This window comes from Pelotomaculum propionicicum (assembly GCF_048984525.1).
Classification (GTDB): domain Bacteria; phylum Bacillota; class Desulfotomaculia; order Desulfotomaculales; family Pelotomaculaceae; genus Syntrophopropionicum; species Syntrophopropionicum propionicicum_A.
This window is the reverse complement of the sequence record NZ_JBMGJC010000004.1, coordinates 204,423-221,844: the sequence shown is the minus strand read 5'-3', so window position 1 is coordinate 221,844 and position 17,422 is coordinate 204,423. Positions and strand designations below refer to the sequence as shown.

General features: G+C 52.7%; 14 protein-coding genes. 3 read left to right on the top strand and 11 right to left on the bottom strand.

From position 1 onward, the window contains the following. Positions 1–17: 17 nt before the first annotated feature. The 3 genes from addA to ACOBQJ_RS06300 form a co-directional block, all read right to left on the bottom strand. Entirely contained in the window at positions 18–3,788 is a 3,771-nt protein-coding gene (addA, locus tag ACOBQJ_RS06310) for a helicase-exonuclease AddAB subunit AddA (RefSeq protein ID WP_421070880.1), read from the bottom strand. Continuing rightward, positions 3,772–7,245 (bottom strand): helicase-exonuclease AddAB subunit AddB, encoded by a 3,474-nt coding sequence (gene addB, locus ACOBQJ_RS06305; protein WP_421070879.1) that lies wholly within the window; start codon positions 7,243–7,245, stop codon positions 3,772–3,774. Before addB ends, addA begins: the two co-directional genes overlap by 17 nt. Positions 7,246–7,566: 321 nt before the next feature. Continuing rightward, a complete protein-coding gene (locus tag ACOBQJ_RS06300; RefSeq protein WP_421070878.1) occupies positions 7,567–7,968 on the bottom strand; it encodes a thioesterase family protein in 402 nt (133 codons plus the stop codon). 185 nt (positions 7,969–8,153) lie between these two features. Here ACOBQJ_RS06300 and ACOBQJ_RS06295 point away from each other — a divergent pair, with 185 nt between their 5' ends. Further along, positions 8,154–9,206, top strand: a complete 1,053-nt coding sequence (locus tag ACOBQJ_RS06295) for a DUF3231 family protein (RefSeq protein ID WP_421070877.1) — start codon at positions 8,154–8,156, stop codon at positions 9,204–9,206. 115 nt (positions 9,207–9,321) lie between these two features. Here ACOBQJ_RS06295 and ACOBQJ_RS06290 read toward each other — a convergent pair whose 3' ends face one another. The 3 genes from ACOBQJ_RS06290 to ACOBQJ_RS06280 form a co-directional block, all read right to left on the bottom strand. After that, entirely contained in the window at positions 9,322–10,101 is a 780-nt protein-coding gene (locus ACOBQJ_RS06290; RefSeq protein ID WP_421070876.1) for a metallophosphoesterase family protein, read from the bottom strand. Positions 10,102–10,152: 51 nt separating this feature from the next. Beyond that, positions 10,153–10,368 carry a hypothetical protein gene (locus tag ACOBQJ_RS06285; RefSeq protein ID WP_421070875.1) on the bottom strand — a complete coding sequence of 72 codons (216 nt, stop codon included), beginning with the start codon at positions 10,366–10,368 and terminating at the stop codon, positions 10,153–10,155. A gap of 75 nt (positions 10,369–10,443) precedes the next feature. Continuing rightward, positions 10,444–10,845 carry a thioesterase family protein gene (locus ACOBQJ_RS06280; protein ID WP_421070874.1) on the bottom strand — a complete coding sequence of 134 codons (402 nt, stop codon included), beginning with the start codon at positions 10,843–10,845 and terminating at the stop codon, positions 10,444–10,446. Positions 10,846–11,028: 183 nt separating this feature from the next. Between ACOBQJ_RS06280 and ACOBQJ_RS06275 the strand changes: the two genes are divergently transcribed. Then, the gene (locus ACOBQJ_RS06275) at positions 11,029–11,499 is read left to right on the top strand and encodes a DUF441 family protein (protein ID WP_421070873.1); all 471 of its coding nucleotides are present in this window, start codon (positions 11,029–11,031) and stop codon (positions 11,497–11,499) included. 146 nt (positions 11,500–11,645) lie between these two features. On the opposite strand, the gene ACOBQJ_RS06270 is transcribed toward ACOBQJ_RS06275, so the two are convergent. The 3 genes from ACOBQJ_RS06270 to ACOBQJ_RS06260 form a co-directional block, all read right to left on the bottom strand. After that, positions 11,646–12,716 carry an anti-sigma factor domain-containing protein gene (locus ACOBQJ_RS06270; protein WP_421070872.1) on the bottom strand — a complete coding sequence of 357 codons (1,071 nt, stop codon included), beginning with the start codon at positions 12,714–12,716 and terminating at the stop codon, positions 11,646–11,648. Between the two features lie 11 nt (positions 12,717–12,727). Further along, positions 12,728–13,438 (bottom strand): RNA polymerase sigma factor SigI, encoded by a 711-nt coding sequence (sigI, locus tag ACOBQJ_RS06265; protein ID WP_421070871.1) that lies wholly within the window; start codon positions 13,436–13,438, stop codon positions 12,728–12,730. A gap of 348 nt (positions 13,439–13,786) precedes the next feature. Then, on the bottom strand, positions 13,787–14,035 hold the full coding sequence (locus tag ACOBQJ_RS06260) for a DUF1294 domain-containing protein (protein ID WP_421070870.1): 249 nt from the start codon (positions 14,033–14,035) through the stop codon (positions 13,787–13,789). Between the two features lie 77 nt (positions 14,036–14,112). Here ACOBQJ_RS06260 and ACOBQJ_RS06255 point away from each other — a divergent pair, with 77 nt between their 5' ends. Beyond that, on the top strand, positions 14,113–15,027 hold the full coding sequence (locus tag ACOBQJ_RS06255) for an isoaspartyl peptidase/L-asparaginase family protein (protein WP_421070869.1): 915 nt from the start codon (positions 14,113–14,115) through the stop codon (positions 15,025–15,027). 160 nt (positions 15,028–15,187) lie between these two features. On the opposite strand, the gene ACOBQJ_RS06250 is transcribed toward ACOBQJ_RS06255, so the two are convergent. Then, a complete protein-coding gene (locus ACOBQJ_RS06250) occupies positions 15,188–16,174 on the bottom strand; it encodes an arsenic resistance protein (protein WP_421070868.1) in 987 nt (328 codons plus the stop codon). Further along, positions 16,174–17,289 carry a 4Fe-4S dicluster domain-containing protein gene (locus tag ACOBQJ_RS06245; protein WP_421070867.1) on the bottom strand — a complete coding sequence of 372 codons (1,116 nt, stop codon included), beginning with the start codon at positions 17,287–17,289 and terminating at the stop codon, positions 16,174–16,176. The genes ACOBQJ_RS06250 and ACOBQJ_RS06245 overlap by 1 nt, the downstream gene beginning before the upstream one ends. Between the last annotated feature and the right edge of the window lie 133 nt (positions 17,290–17,422).

Sequence of the window (17,422 nt, the reverse complement as noted above, 5' to 3'; positions counted from 1 at the left end):
CGTCCCCTTGACACGGTTTAGATGCATTTTAGGGCCAGGCCGAGGTGGAAAAGGTATATTTGCTTTTCTTTGACCGGGCGTTCCAGGATGTCTTCCACCGCCCGGGCGTAAAGGCCCAGCTGGCCCCGGTAGCGCTCAAGGGCCGTTTTCACCTGTCCGGCGGCCAGTGCGTCCGTCTTGTAGTCAATCAGCAGGTAGCCGTCACCCTCGTCGACCAGGCAGTCCACCACACCCTGGACAATAACTCTTTCACCGTTACAGCTTTGAAGGCCAGGATATACTTCCCCGGCGGGCAGGGCCAGGGTGAACGGCAGTTCCCGCAGCACCTCGCGGCCGGCAAGGACTCTCCTGCCCAGCGGCCCGTCAAAGAATGCCGCTATTTTTTCAACAGGTACAGCCTCCGCCTGTTCTTCGGAAAGGATCTCCCGTTCCGCCATGTCCGCTATTTCCTTCTTTATGTCTCCGGGCGCCAACGGGCCCTTTAAATTGATATTCTGCATCACCAAGTGCAGGGCCGATCCCTTCTCCGAGTCTGTCAGGCCCCGCACCTCCTGCATAAAAAGCGGGCGGGCGCCAATTTTCGGCCTGAAGTCCCGCACAGCGCCGTCCTCTTCGGCAACAACCCGGTCAAATCTCCTCTTCAGCTCGGTTACCGAGACTTTGGATGCCAGCCCGAGGACCTCAGCGGCGGGATAACGCCAGCTAAGCCTGTCATTAATGATGCCGGCGCACAACCCCTTGGTTTCAAAGGGTTCCTTCTTCTTTATCACTGCCAGAATTTCCGGACTGGAAGTTTTCTCCGCGGCAATGCTTTCCGTCCCGGCGTGAAAATATACCTTCCAGCGGGAACTATAGCCGGAAACTGCTGCAGCCGGTCCGTCTTCAAACAAACCCATATTCCTGATTTCCGCGCCGTCCCTGTGCCTGGCCAGGGCCGCTCCCAACCAGTCAAGATAGGTGACCGCGCCGGCCAGGTAACCGTCCGGCAGGTTCCACCCGGCTGTACCCGCGGGCCCGCACCAGCGCCGGGCACAATTACTCAAGCCGCGCGCCGAGCCTACCAGGAACAGTTTTTCCCTCGCCCTGGTCAGGGCGACATATAAAATGCGCATTTCTTCCGCCAGCGATTCCATTTTCAACTTTTGTTTCAAAGCCAGCTTGGACATGGCCGGGTAGGTTACCCTCGCACCGGCGTCCACCAACTGCAGCCCCAAGCCCAGGTCCTTATGAAACAGCATGTCCCGGTTCAAATCACTGAAATTAAATTTTTTGCCCAGGCCCGCGATAAATACCACCGGAAACTCAAGCCCTTTGCTTTTATGGATACTCATGATCCGGACCACATTTTCCTTTTCACCCAGGGCACGGGCGGCGCCAAGGTCGCGGCCCCCTTCGCGCACGCGCTCGATAAAGCGTAGAAAAAGGAACAGGCCCCGGAAAGTGCCGGCTTCGTACTGCCGCGCCCGGTTATACAGCGACCTCAGGTTGGCCTGTCTCTGTCCGCCGCCGGGCAGCCCGCCGACAAAGTCGTAATACCCGGTTTCCCGGTAGATCGCCCAGATCAGGTCGGCCAGAGGGCCGCGCCTGGCCGTGGTGCGCCAGTTTTCAAGTTTCCCCAAAAACCCCAGCAGCTGTTGGGACAGCTCCCCCTGATCAGCCAGGGAGGCGGCAACAACCGCGTGAAAATAGTAACCGCGGCGTGAATACAGCCTTATTCTGGCCAGGTCCCCGGCGTCCAGCCCTACCAGCGGAGACCTCAGCACCGCTGCCAGGGGCACGTCCTGGAGCGGGTTGTCTATAATTTTCAAGAGGGACAGGATTGTTTCCACCTCGGTGGCTTCAAAATAACCAGTGGCAAGTTCTGCGTACGCCGGTATGTCAAACTGCCTGAACTCCTCCACAAACGTATTGGCGTGCCCCGACGTCGCCCTCAGCAGGACCACCACGTCACGGTAGTTCAGCGGCCTGTATGCCTTTAAGTGCCGGTCATATATATTATATCCCTGTCTCCCGCCTGCCGGCCCCACCAGTTCCTTTATTTTCGCGGCGATCAGCCGGGCTTCTTTTTGCATGGAGTCAAGTTCTTTTTCAAATTCCGCCAGCTCTTCAGAAGATTCGGCAGGATCATCTCCCGCATCGCCTGCAGCCTGCCCCGCCCCTTGTTCCGGGGCGCCGTTCTCAACCAGGTGCACTTCCACCGCGTCATCCTGATCCGGAAATTCTCCGGCAGGCAGCGGGTAGTCAGCCCCGCAGACCAGTTCCGCGCCCTGGTCATAGGCTGTTTCACCGACGGCTGGGGTCATCAGCTGGCGAAATAAAAAATTAACAGCGTTTATCAAGCCGCTCCGGCTCCGGAAATTTTTCGTAAGGTCAACACGTTGTCCGCGGTTGTCCCGCCCGGACGAGTAAGCCATGTGTTTTTGCAGAAAAAGGCCGGGATCGGCAAGCCGGAAGCGGTAGATGCTCTGCTTCACGTCTCCCACCATGAAAAGGTTGGGGCTGCTGTCACCCTGCCTGGAAACCAGCTGGAGAATAGCCTCCTGCACGGCGTTGATGTCCTGGTACTCGTCCACCAGCACTTCCTCATACCTCTCGCGCAGGCTTATCGCTGCCGGGGAAGGGAGCAGCTCCTGCGCTCCACTTTCTGACAGTACCTGCAGGCTGTAGTGCTCCAGGTCGCCAAAATCAACCACGCCCCTGGCTGTTTTGGCTTTCCGGTAAGCTTCCGCGAAATCTGTGACCAGTTCGGACAGTTCTTTAACCAGGGGGTACAGCTTTCTCAGGTCGCCGCATATTCCCTCCGGTGTGCGGCTGAAATATTCCTTCCGGATGGCGGCAACCTTTTTCCTGATACTGTCCCTCAGCCTTCGGACCTGCTCGGCCAGCTGCGGGTCAGCGTCTTGTTTCCTGCAGCTTTTCAGCTTGGCAAAGGAAATATCATTAATATCATTATAAAGATCAGACCAGGAGGCCCCGGCGGCACAATACTGCAGCAGGCGGAACACCATCTCCCGCTCCTCTTCCAGGTTGTCCAGGTAAACCTTCGGCCCCCCGGGCTTATTGGCGAGATTAACAGCCTGCTCCTGGGCTGAAATAATATTTTCGAGTTCATTTTTCAGTGATTTCTTCAATATATCACACCAAGGAAGGCGGTCAAAGGAGCAGCCTTCCTCCAGGTTATAGCTCTCCGGCAGCCCCCTCAGCCATCCGGCGGGATCCACCGTGCTGCGGGCAAAATGATACGCGCCGAGGACCATCTCCTGTAAGGCCGAGTCGTCCCGTTTACCCCCGTAGCAGTCAACCAGTGCCGTAAAAGGAATATTATCATCAGCCGCGTAACGCCGTTCAAATAGTTCTTCCATGGTTTCCGCCTGGATCAGGGCGCACTCAGTCTCGTCGGCGACCCTGAAGGACGGGTCCAGGTCCAGGCGGTAAAAATGCTGGCGCAGGAGGTCAAGGCAAAAGGAATGGATGGTGCTGATAGATGCCCTGCTCAGCAGGGCCATCTGCCTGTGCAGGTGCTTTGAAGTCGGGTGTTTTTCTAATTCCCGGGCCAGGGCCTGGCCGATACGTTCCTTCATCTCGGCCGCGGCGGCGTTGGTGAAAGTAACCACCAGCAGGCGGTCGGCATCGGCGGGGTCAGTCCGGTCGGTGATGCGCCGGATAATCCGTTCCACCAGCACCGCTGTTTTTCCCGATCCGGCGGCGGCGGCCACCAGAAGGTTCCCTCCCCGGCTCTCAATCGCCTCTGTCTGCTCTTTTGTCCACTGGTTACTCAACTGTCTCACCTCTCATCCGCAGCAGCTTGTTCCAGACAGCATCAGCGTCCTCCGGCTTAATGTCCCGGTATGTGTTGCCCTCAATTAAAATGTCGAACTGGCATACGGGCTTATAAGGGCAGTACTGGCACGGGCGGCTCGCGCCGCGCCGGTAAGGAGATATATCGACCACCCCGCCCATGATATCGCCGCCGGCCCTGGTCAGCTCGCGGCGCAGGTGTCCACGCAGCAGTTCGAACTGCTCCAGGGTTAAAACAGTGGAACGGGCGGAAAACTCGCCGTCCTTTTTTACCTGAACGGGAATCAGGTCGGAATCACCGGCCACATTGCTGTCCATCAGCCTTACCACCTGCGGGTCAGCCAGCACCATGCCGGTCATCCTGAATTCTCTCAGTATCTTTTTCTCTAGATCAACAGCCGCCGGCATTTCACCGTCCGTCCTCACCAGCGGGTCATCGATGCGAAAATATAATATAGCGCCAGGCAGCCCTTTTACGCCAGCGAGTTCTTCCGCATAGCGCAGGGCCACGTCCAGGTAGGCCAGCAGCTGCAGCTTCAGGCCGTGGTAAATATCCTGCAGGCTCACTGTGACCCTGCCCGATTTATAATCAATAATCCTCAGGTAAACGCCCTGCTCTCCCTTAACAGCGTCAACGCGGTCGATCCTGCCCGCGAGGATCATCTCACTGCCGTCCGGCAGTACAAAAGTGACAGAGGGCAGGTCTCCGTCCGGCCCGAAGGCCATTTCCAGCCCCACCGGCTGGAAGCTGCCACGCCGGGAATGCTCTGAAAGGACCAGGGCGGTCCGCTGGATTGTCTTTTTAAGCTTTCCTGTAAGATATCGCCGCCGGGCCGTGCTTAAAAGGATTTCACTCTGCAGCCGCGGCGCCAGCTTGTCCACCACATCGCCGGCAAGCTCCCGGCACTGCTCACTGTCCAGCCGGCCCCAGCTAATCCCGAGCTCACGCACCCGGTCACCGAAAAGTTTAAGGGCGGCGTGGAAAAACTGGCCTAAATCGGGCGCGCCTATCTTGTAGACAGTCCTCTCCTGCAAATTTAAACCTTTGGCAAGAAAGTGTGAAAAAGGGCAGGCCCGGAATTTTTCTATGCCGGACACGCTTGTCTTCAGCCTGCGTCCGTAAAGAGCCCTGCCGACTCCGGCCGGCAGCCTGCCTTCCCTGTTTGATTTAAAAAGGCTGGATAAAACAAAAGACGTTTTTTGTTTATAGCCGCTGCGCATAAACCAGGAATAAACGTCCTGCCAGAGCGGGTCGACCCGGCGTCCCGCCTTAACCTCCCTCATCCTGGTAACCAGGTGCGACAGCGTGCGCACGGGGTTGCAGACAAATTCAAGGTCGCCGGACCCATCCCCGTCCGGTTCAACGGGCCAGAATTTCACCGCCAGCCCTGGCAGCAGTTCTCTGACCCTTGCCGCAACCGGGGAGGGCGCGATCGCCCCTCCCTCGTCGTCCGCGAGCGGGCAGCTCAGGTAAAGTTTTTCAGATGACCGCGTAAGCGCTATGTATACAAGGTACTGCTCGTCAAAAACCCTGCGGCGTGAGCCCGGGGCCAAATTCAGACCTATCGCCTGCAGCCTCTCTCTTTCGCCCTCGGACAGGATCCCCCTGTCGGAAACCCTGGCCGGCAGCACCCCGTCGCTGACTCCCATAACAAAAGCCGCCTTGGCCTCGGGGCTGCGGGAACGCTCCAGGGAGCAGACCACGACCTGGTCGAGTCCCGGCGGGATCAGGCCCAGGCGCATGCTTTCGAGCCCCGCGTCAAGGACGGCGGCATATTCCTTCACAGACAGCGCTTCATCGCCGAGAGCTTCCACCACCTGGTCGAGCATCGCGGTCAGCCCGTCCCAGATCTGGCCGTGCTCCCTGGCCGGTTCCAGCAGGCCATTGCTCTCCGCTACCCTGCTCCAGCTTTCCAGCATTTCCGGCACTTCCATAGCGTCCAGCAGGTTAAAAAGGGCTTCCGTTATTTCACGGACATTGGCAGCCCGCCTGGCGGCGCTGCAAAATGAGTGCAGAAAAACAGCGCCCTGGCGGCGAATACTGTTGATCGCATCCAGTTCTTCCGCTTCCAGGCACGTGATCTCGCTGTCTTCCTCCAGCGACAGGCGGCGGCGGTATTCCCACGGCCTTTCGTCACTCCACCGGCTGCCCCTGATGCCGTGGGCGAGCACGTAATTTTCCAGCAGGTCGACTTCCTCCCTGCTGAGCGGTGTTAGGTCGGTCTTCAAAAAGCGAAAGACCGGATCAAATGACCAGTCTGAATTATACACTTCCAGCGCGGAACGGACCAGCTCCACCAGCGGGTGGTGCATGACCGGCCGCTTCTGGTCGATAAACACCGGGATGCCGTGATCGGCAAAAACACTTGAAATAAGGTTGGGATAAGTGTCGAGATCCCGCAGTAGGACAATGATATCGCGGTAACTATAACCGGCGTCCCGGCACAGCGCCGTTATCTCCCGGGCCACTCCTTCCGTCTCGGCCCTTGGGTTGGCCGCCACGGCCAGGGTGACACCGCCGTCTGCATCATCCAGGACTGGCGCCGGGTACCTGAAAAAGCACCTCTCCAGGTGGGCAATGCCTGTGCTCAGATACCGCGTCTTAACAGCCCCATCTAAAACCAGGGGCCTTTCGACCACAACCCCTTCTCTGGCCGCTAATTCACAAAGGGATTCATATGTTTCGCGGATGGGGTAGAACATCTCGGTTTGGTCCGGTTTTCCGCCCAGTGTTTTCAAATCGGCGCATAAAGTGATGCTGACCCGCCCGGCGTTATGCAGAAGCGATGACAGCACCCGGTATTCCTGCGGAGTAAAACCGGAAAAACCGTCCACCCAAACCTCCCCGTTCCTGACCGCGCCTGTAAATGGCAGGCGGTCAGCCAGGAGGTTCAGGTAATCATCCGGGTCTATGAAGCGGTCAGCAAGAAAATCTTCCAGGTCGTTATATATCAAGTAGAGGTCTTCCAGCTTGTCCGCCAGTGACTCAGCCCCATGCAGTTCCCGCAGGGCAGCGGAAGCGGATACCAGGTCAGCCGGCTCGACGCAGTAATTTTTTATTTCTCCCAGGATGCGGGCCAGGGTGTCGGCAAAACCGGGCTGGCTCGTTGAGCGGCGGAATATCCTGATTTCTTCCCGGCGCTGTTCCAACAGTCGCCTCAGCAGCATGCGCTTGCCCAGGTCGCCTATATGCGGGCGGGCCGCTCCCCCAGCCTCCTGCAGCACCCGGTAGGCCAGGCGCCGGAAGCTCAGCACCTGGGCCCTGATAAAACCTTTCAGTCCGGGAGTTGAGGCCAGCGCATATTCGGCCTGAAAGGTGGCCTGCTCCGGCACCAGCAGCACCAGCGGGCTGCCGGTGGGACGCGCCTTTAATTCAGCACGGATCTCGTCGAGACAGGTCCTGGTCTTGCCGCTCCCGGCCCGGCCTATAATAAACCGCAGTGACAAATGTATACACCACCAATAACATGTCTAAACTTTGAACAACCAGAGGTTGTTACAGAGTGTCCACAAATTCATCCTGTAAAGGGCATGGTTTTGAAACCAGCTGCCCTATTGAAACGTGAGAATTGAGACGTCGGACGTGAGAATTGCAGATGCGGCTTCAACCGCACATTGGTCGGCTAAAGCCGACCCTACATCGAAAAAGGATCCGGTAATGCAGAATGAACCCACGGCTCACGACCCGCGTCCCACTACCCAAATGCCAGGCGGGTTCAACATCGTTGAGACTCTGTCAGCAACCAGTAACAAGGTTGTTACAATTTATTAACTGTTTGCCAGTTTACCTTCCGTCCGCCTGACAAAGCTTTCGGTTTTAACAATAAAACGCTCATGGGTTCCCGTACCGATCAGGTCCACCTGGTCCCGCGCCTCCACTTCAAACAGCAGCCTCTTCCCTTCAGCCTCCACCAAACGGGAGGTTATGACCACGTCCATACCTACCGGTGTAGCGGCGAGGTGCTTCACGTCGACTCTGGTCCCGACTGTTGTCAAGCCTTCTTCCAGGTACGGCGCGACGGACGACAGGGCTGCTTTTTCCATTAAGCGGATCAGTGCCGGTGTAGCGAAAACACGCACTGAGCCGCTCTCATAAACAATCGCTGTTTCCTTTTCATCAACTTTTATCCTGACTTCACCCGTAATTCCCGGTTTTAACTCTTTTCCCATCACTCTACCTCCATAAACGTTTCTATTACTAAATAAATACCATTTTAATCAAAAAACACCTTCCCGCTTATAAAAGAAAAAGCACCTCAAGTGATGCAAGGTGTTAAAAGTGGCAATGACCTCTATGAGAATATTTTACATGAGCAGGGAAAAAATATTCACAATACTCTTTTGGAGGAATTGATTTGGAACAACAGACTGCCGCCGATACACAAGAAGCAACACAGGAAATTCTCCACAACGCCCCGCTTACTTCATCTGAATTAGCCAGGGTATGGCAAGTTAATGCTTATTACACAATGCTCAGGTGCGTTTTCAAACATTTCTTAAACACACTGGCTGACCAGGACCTCCGTTTAAATGTCGAGGAGGCCATATCAATGTTTGAGAGGCGGATAAACCAGGCTTCGGAGATGCTCAGGAAAGAAGGGCACCCCAATCCAAAGGGTTTCGCAGATCATGACCTGGACTTGGAAACTCCCAGGCTGTTCACGGATTTATATTATTACCACTATATTTTAAACATGGCACGGATTGGACTCCAATTGGGCAGCATGAACCTGGCCCATTCAGTCCGTGCGGATGTCCGGGACTTCTACACGGAATCTGTTGCGTCAACAATGAGGTACTATAACAGGTTTTCTGAGATAATGCTGGAAAAGGGAATTTATATCCGGCCCCCTGTCACTAATACTTTCAAGGAAGCAGATATAGTAGAAAAACAAGACTTTTTACGCGGATTTTTGGGTGAACGAAGACCACTGCTTGAATTAGAGATAGATCACCTTTTCTTCGGGATAAGAAATAACGTGATCGGAGGAGCCTTAGCAACCGGTTTTCATCAGGTGGCCAGATCGGATAAGGTCCGGGCATACCTGGCCAGGGGTGCGGAGATCGCTCAAAAACATGTAAATATATTCAGTAAGGCTTTGCAAAAGGAAAATCTTCCGGTTCCGATGCACTCCGGGGTATTGGTCACAGACTCAACCATACCGCCGTTCTCTGATAAATTAATGATACAGCACATAGTAGTATTAATCGAGATCGGCATTGGCAACTACGCGACTGCCATGGCATCCTCCCTGAGGCACGACCTCAGTGTGAATTTTTTGCGGCTGATGGGCGAGGCTGCCAACTATGGAGAAGACGGGGTAAACATCATGATTGATAACGGCTGGTTTGAGGAGCCGCCCCGTAAAACAGACCGGCGGGAGCTGGCAAAGGAACAGGTACATTAGAGTCCACAATGAAACCAACCTGCTTCATGGCACTCGGCAGCCATTAAGCGTGTCAAAAGAACCGTCCCCTTGACACGATCGTGTCAAGGGGACGGTTCTTTTGACACGATCCAAGTCATGAGACTGACCCCATTATATTGGGGCCGGGCTGCACCGATTCGAGCGGTATAAATTTATAACTGGTCTGGCTGTTAAATTCCATAAAAAGGACCTTCGGCCTGCGTACCAGTTCCTGTTTTAAGTTGGTCAGGCGGGCCAGCGCGCCTGGATTCAGGAAATACTTGTCACCGACCACCTCGTGGTAGCCCAGGTGCGCGTGCGCGCCCAGGGTGAAATCCGCCTCCGTCGAGATCACGTCGGAAATCAGGGTGCAGGGAACCTTCTCGGAGAAGGCTCTGGGTAAAAGCATGCCGTGGGTCACGTGGAGCGCTATATCACAGCGCTGCTTTTTAACCATGTAATGGTTTTTGTTTTTTTGCCGGTCTATGCCGCCGTAATAGTGCTGGCCGCTCAGCTGCAGGACACAGCTGCCGTCAGCAAGGCAAGTCCTCTCACCGGGCTGAAGCAGGTTGATCAATCCCTGCCTGGCCAGGCTGCCGATGGCGGTAGATTCAAGGCTGTCCAGACGCTGTTCGATAAGGTCGTGGTTACCGGCGACACAGTATACAGGCAGGTCCAGTTCTTTCAAAAACCAGCGGAAAAGGTCAAGTGACCTCTGGTCGGGCCGGGGGTTGTCAAAAATATCGCCGCCGTGGATAATGAAATTAACCTGGAACTGCCGGCAGAGATCTAAAACCTCAGCAAGCTTGAGGGAAATTGCATTAATAAAATCATCCCTGCGGTTTTCAGGAACTCCACTACGTATATGTGTGTCGGCAAGATAAATCAAACGCATAAAGGACCCCCCGCCAGCGTTAACACATATTTTCAATCCGCCACGAACAGGTTAGTATATCGACCGGCCTGTATCCACCCTTTTCTCGTCGTCGGGTCCCAGTGACACAAAAAGCTCCTTAAATTTTTCGAAATCCTCCAGGCACATCAACTCCGTGTGGGAATAAAATATTCTCCCGGCGTTGTTCATCGCCCCCCAGGTCAGTTTAACGATATCCTTGTTAACACCTTTTTTGGACTCTGTTTTTGCGAACAATTTTATGGACATGTCTCAGCACCTGAAAGCCCTGATTTGGTTTCCAATTACATTATATCAAGTAAGAAAGGCCTTTTATCATTAATTTTATTGCTTTCCCGATTTTACCATGGCCCGTTTTAAAAAGCTGTCAAGCTTGACAATAAATCTTTCATGGGTGCCTTTGCCGATTTGTTCCGCGTCATCCCACGCCTCAAATTCAAAAAGAAGCCTCTTCCCATCAATTTCAGCCAGAGTGGAGCGGACAACCACGTTCATGCCCACCGGCGTCGCCGCCATGTGTTTTACCTCAAACCTCGTGCCGACAGTTGTCATGCCCTCTTCCAGGTACGGCAGGACTGATTCCAGCGACGCCTTTTCCATCAGGCCGATCATCGCCGGTGAAGCGTATACGTTTACCACGGTATTGCCATAGGCTACCGCCGTGTTGAGATCGGTTACGACATCCCTGGCCTCGCCCTTGATACCCACTTCTAATACCTTGGCCATATTTTCCCCTCCCCTAAATAGTATTTTATTGTTAATTAATTCATGCTTTATTTAGAAAAACCTTCCGTTTTCTGAAAATTTGCCTGTTCAAAAAAAACGGTTTTTGTTAATTCCAATTATGTGATATTCTGGTCCGCCTGGCATATCCTATCAATATAAAAACAAGAGATGAGTGGCCCTGGCATGCTCCTTTTAAATTATGAAGCGTCTGAAATAATATTAATAATCCTCCTTTTCCTGGGGCTTTTCGGACGGTCTAATATAATTGTCACGTCTTCCTGTATCCTTCTCTGTGTCAAGTACTTCAACCTGGACCATGTAATCCTGCCCGTGCTGGAAAAACGCGGTATTGAAATAGGGCTGGTTTTATTAATGCTGCATATCCTCACGCCGATTGCTACAGGCAGGCTCACCAAAGAAGACATGTATTCCTCTGTTTCACTTAAAGGCCTGCTGGCCCTGGCGGCGGGAGCTCTGGCAACCAAACTGAACGGGGACGGCCTGAACCTGATGAACACAAGCCCTGAGATTATATTCGGACTGACCGCGGGCAGTGTGACCGGAATTCTTCTGCTGCGGGGCATGCCCTGCGGGCCGGTTATGGCTGCCGCGGTAACAGCGGTATTCTATAGTATATTTAGTTTTTTCGTTTAAGCTGCGCCTACATTGCTCATTAATTTCCCGTGCCATGCCTGGATACCGTCATTGTAACCACGCGAAAAAATTATTAAGGCTGCTGAGTAAAAAAATCTCTCTCAACAGCCTTATTTTTATTAGTGCCCTATGTTAATACCAGTGCCTCAGCGACTGCCGCTATACCTTGAACTATTGCTGCGCGAGCTGTTTTTACTGTCATACCTGTTTCTGTTTTCGTTGTCATTATTGTTTTGGTTGTTTTCGTTGTCGCGCGTGTATTGATTGTTTTCGCTGCCCGGTTTGTTCTCGTTGTCATACTTGTTTTGTTTATCTTCGTTGTTTTTACCTTTTTCACTGCCCTGACCGCGCTGAGGACCGGTTTTTATTTTTATATTATTATTGCGGCGCTCGGCGTATAAACCCTTTTTAACAATTCCGGCCCCTTCTCCTTTTTCAAGGTTATATTCCCTGACGTCGCCGCTGCCCTCGCCGATCAGGTTAACGATAGAAACTTTATTTTCTCTTTCAATCTTGTCAAACCTAATTGTGCCTATTTCACTCACGCTCACCGGCAGGCTTTTTTCAAAAGTCTTCTTTTGCAAGAGCAGCCTCCCTGTTGAGATCCCCGACTCTACGGCTTCCTGGCGCATTTCGGGCTCGACTGCCTCAATTACCACTTCAGACACGACACCACCCGAATCCATGGAGGTCTTAATGGCGTTATAAACATGTTCCAGGTCCACCACAGGATTACTGTCTTCATTAACTGTCAGCGTGGTCAGGATGACATTGCTGTCGTCCGTCGTTAAATATTTGTCTGCGATAGCTTGAGTAACGATTATTTCAACAGCCTGCTCCAGGTCACAGCCCTTGACCGTGACCTGCGACAGGATTTTTTCCCCGTCACTGTTCAAGCCGCTGCAGGACACTACTTTACCTTCATCGGATATAGCCAGCTCGATACTGGGGTTAATGTCCATAGTCAGGTAGGCGACTGCCTGCGGGGTACGGCCGATATAAAGCTGGCTTGTTAGAAAAATAATCAGAAAAGAAGCGGCAGCCATCAAATACCTTAAATAAGGTATTCTTTTTCTTCGGCCGGCAAGGCTTATCTCCTGGCCGATCCTGATACCGCCTCCTTTGGGGAGCGGCACTTCTACGAAATCACCCGCCGGGGTGACCGCTATACATGACCGGCCTTCAATTTTAACTATCATTCCACGCTCTTCCACCATAACAGACCCCCCTAACCCTGGACCGGCAGCTTTAAGTATGAGCTCAGGTACAAATATTCCCTTTGATTATATATAAGAAGTGCAATCGCTATAATGTACTTGCGGCCCCTTTCCATGGTCTTGCGGCTGATCCCGGTAAGCTTCTCCAGTTCCGCCAGCGGCAGTTTTTTACTATCGTTAAGTTCTTTGAACAGTCTTTCGTTTTTTGTTAATTCTACCGCGGCTGTCATTAAAGAGTGGCGCGTATCACGGTGTCGCGGCGAGCATTTGACCAGATCCCTGAACGACACGTTATATTCGTTAAGGAGTACTTCAAACTCCTTGATTTCTTCTTCCCTCTCCCTGGCAGCCATGTCTGAAAAGTATGTTTCCCATGACTTATTTAAACCCAGGGTCTCCGATTCATCTATGCTGGTCATCAGCGGGACCTGGGCGGCAGCTTTCCTGACCTCCCGCCGCTGGTGATCCTTAAGCCTGCTGAGAATTACTATCCTGGCATATGCCAGGAAGGGTACTCCTGTCTCCTCGCGAAAGCGGTCTATCGCCTCGTTCAGAGCGATCAGGGCCACAGCAAGCTCGTCGTCCCTGCCCCATTCCAGGACCCGCCCTGAAAATTTACAGGCCATTTTGTAAACAAAAGGCTTATAGTTCTCCAGGAAATCTTCTCTGGCCGGGCGGTCTCCCTGTTTGATCTTTTTAATTTTTTCGTCTACAACCTGCACAGGGTACAAACATTCACTCCCCTTAATGCCGGAAACCACCTCTTTCTCGTTTTACAAGCAGGGGCCGTTTGGGGACCGCTCCTTTTCTTATAATACGAAAATAGTGGCGTTTTTTGGGGGCAGAATTTAAATTTTTTTCTAATCTGCGTACCAGATGTAAATCCAGTAAAGAGCGGCGATAACAACAAGTCCGTATTGGGCTTTATTGCCTCGCCAGCCTAAGAACCTGTTCAATACAATGGGGATGATAACAAAAAAAATAATTGAGGCTATCAGCGTGTCAGACATCATTCTCACATCTCATTTCTCACGTCTCAAACGGTGTGTCCCAATTCCTTTAATATAGCTTTAATGCAGCGTCCTGAAAATAATAATCTGGGCTACAAAAATAGCCGGCACACCCAGGCTGAAGAGCAACTTGTTTGTTTTGTGTTTAAAAATATGCATCCCCAAATAAACGCCAACAGATCCGCCCGCGACGGCTAAAAGGAGCAGCCTGCTTTCAGGGACCCTGTATCTGCGGGCGCGGGCCATGGCTTTGTCATACCACATTATCAAAAAACCGGTAATATTAATCGCCAGTATATAGATGATCAAGATTTATGCCCTCATTATGCTAAAGTACTATACCCATCCCATGCATAGAAGAATTGCTTTATGCCCAGACTATGTCCATGGGAATAATAGCTGTACATGGCGGGCTGGACACCAGCCGGGATAAACAGTATCTGGAAATTCTTCAGGATGCGGCCCTGCAGGGGCATGGACTCCTGGCCAAAAGCCGCGTACAGGCGCTGGAAGCAGTGCTGCGTATCCTGGAGGAATCGCCAAAATTTAATTGCGGGTATGGATCCGTGCTTAATTTTGACGGTGTTGTGGAAATGGATGCAGCCATCGTCGATGGTGTATTCAGCCGTTTCTCCGCTATCGCCGCCATCCGGGATGTCCATAATCCTGTTTCTGTAGCCAGGGCGCTGATGGAAAAAACCAAAGATGTCATCCTGGCTGGAGACGGTGCAATTAAATTTGCCCGCAAACATGGTTTTCCAACGGCAAACTGCGTTTCCGACGAACAGCTCGACGCCTGGCAGAAGGCCAGGGAAAGCCTTGCCCGCGGGGAAAAACCAACCCAAAACCTGTACACCGGCCTGGCCTATCACGGCGATACGGTCGGGTGCGTCGTCTGGGACGGCGAGGGGCTGGCCGCGGCTTCATCCACCGGAGGCTGTTCACTGAAGACCCCGGGCCGGGTAGGAGATACTCCATGCCTCGGAGGAGGTATATTCGCCTCCAAAACTAGCGCCGTCGTGTGCACCGGTGTCGGCGAAGCATTTATAGAGACACTAACATCGAAATACGTCGATGAAGTGATTGCCGGTGGCAGTGAGCCTCAGCAGGCAATAAAATCAGCCCTCAAGAGGCTGCATGAACTAAAAAAAGCTGAAGGCGGCATCTTGGCCGTTGACGCCCGCGGCAGGGTCGGCTCGGCTTTCAACGCCGGCCAGTTCCCGGTTGTGGTCGTCGTTGACGGCAAACTGCTGGAGGATTACCAGCCGGTCAACTTGCGCCAGGAACTTTCAGTCCACTAACAAAAGCCGTGACTACTCCTTTATTCGATAGCAATATCCCACCTTTTATATCCCTGTTTCTTTCCCAACCAACTAGTCAAGATAACAATGTAGGGCGGGATTTATCCCGCCAAAGATGTGCGGCTGAAGCCGCACCTACAATTCTCAGGTTCCAATCCTGTCAATTTGTTTTAATCCTCAGGTCGGCGGAATCTTCAGGCAGAATATTGTATTTTTCATTCAGCCTGACAAACCAGGCGGCGGACTGTCCCTGGAACAGAAACGCCAGGGAAACCATGAAAGCGGCAGTGACACCGAAAGCGGTGGCCGCAAGGCCGATCGAAATCGCCAGGTTGCGCAGGACGGTGCCGAAAACAAGAGTAACGGAATCCTGCCGGTTAAAGTACCTGCGGCCGGCTTTAATGGAAATCATATAGTTGAAAGCGTAGAAAAACACCCAGACCATCAGGGAAACCAGGAGCAGGCCGGGCTTTGAGACAATGGTATGGGCGTTGGTGCTGATCCCGGTAAAAATAACGTATACCATGCCCCAGGCGCTGAGCGCGGGCAGATAAGGCTTAACGGTGTTTTCAAATTCTTCCCTGGTATATTTTTTCAAAATTATATTGTAGGTGGTTATACCCATAAACAACGGCAGGAAAATTACCATCGAAACAGTCTGGAGCATGGCCAGGACATTTATTTCAATATAACCGCCGACCATAATATACAGGTACCAGGGCGCCAGCAGTGAACCAAAAACCAGGCTGATAACCGTAAGCTTAACAGCAGCCGGAATATTCCCCCTGCCAAAATGAGTGAAAGCGATAGTCATGTTTGAGGTCGGCAGCAGCGACGCGATGGCCAGGCCGGCGAAAAGCTGCGGGTCCCTCAGCAGAAATACCACACCAAGCACATAAGCCAGCAGCGGGACCAGTATGAAGTTAATAACTGACGCGGCCAACAGCAGCCTGGTATGGCTGGTGTTGATAATCTCGTTTGTTTTAAAGCCGATCATGGTGGGATAGATCATAATAAGTACTGTGACCAACAGTATATAGTCTTTTAAAAAGCTGGTGTTTAAATATAAACCCGCTATAAAACCTGTAACAAGCATCACTGGTATGGTCAGGGCTATATTCCGCGACGGGAGAAAAAATAAATTCATCAGCTGCTTCTTCTCTTTTCTCCGGCAATGCGGGAAAATTTCTCCATACTGTTTTTCGGGGGAACATGTATGGCGTCCCGCCTGGACATAACGAGCGTACCCCGGGGACAAGCAGATGCGCAGACACCGCAGCCAATGCACAGGTCCTGGCTTATACAGGGCAGTTCCACACCCTTTTCATCCGGCCGCATGTCTATGGCGCCTATATGGCAGGACCTTGCGCACGTCCCGCACCCGACACACTGATCTTCAGCCAGCCGCGGTATGAAATTGCTTGGATGAGCCATAAATTTCCCGGATTCCCTGACGGCTTTCAGCACTGTGCAGCAGCAGCCGCAGCAGTGGCAGATAAAGGTCGGGTTATTGAGCACATTGTCACCCAGGTGGACCAGGCCGGCCTTCTCTGTTCGTTCCAGGACCCGCAGCAGCTCGTCCACACCAGCCGCCCTGCCTAATCCCCGCCGGACCAACCACTCCGAGGCGCTTTTGCCCAGTGACATGCACACGTCCAGCGGCGCGCCGCACGATTTGCCAAGGTGCTGGGCCTTGTGCCGGCACGAACACATGGAAAGAGCCCCGCCGCCCGATTGGACAATTATTTCAGACGCCCTTTCCCAACTTAAAACCTCGGTCTCCACAGCGGCAGGGATCAGCCTTTCGTATACCATGGTTTTAAACATCTTCGTTTCCCCGCCGGACAATTCATCCCTTACACCGTCGTCTTTAAAATAAATCTCAAAGAGTCCGGCCAGTTCCTTCATATCGACATTTTCATTGGCCCGCATGAAAGTGTACTCGAAAAAACCGATCACCATCGGCGCCAGCATATAAAGGACTGTGCTTCGGCGCGAGATATCCAGCACCAGCCCTTTTTCGGCCATTTCATCCAATATTTTTTTAAGCCTGTTTTCTTCATAACCTGTCGCCGCGGCAATCTTTTCAAGCGGCACCGGGGTTAAAGGGAATTTGCCGCCAACTGAGGCTTCGCTCTCGCTGTATAGCCGGTGGAGAATTTCCAGCAGGGTTTCATTTATTATTACGCCCACCGGGTTTTTACTGAGCCTTTCGGCCAGCGCCCTGTAAACCATGTCTTTGGCGTTTGCTATGTGTCCCATATAATTCTCCCTGCTCATAAAAACTTAGGCTGATTAAAGATTAACACATTAAAACATTTTAGCCAAATATTTTATAGCCTCATTTTCCACCCTATTAAATCGTTAATAACACCTGAGCGGCATCGGGCGTCAA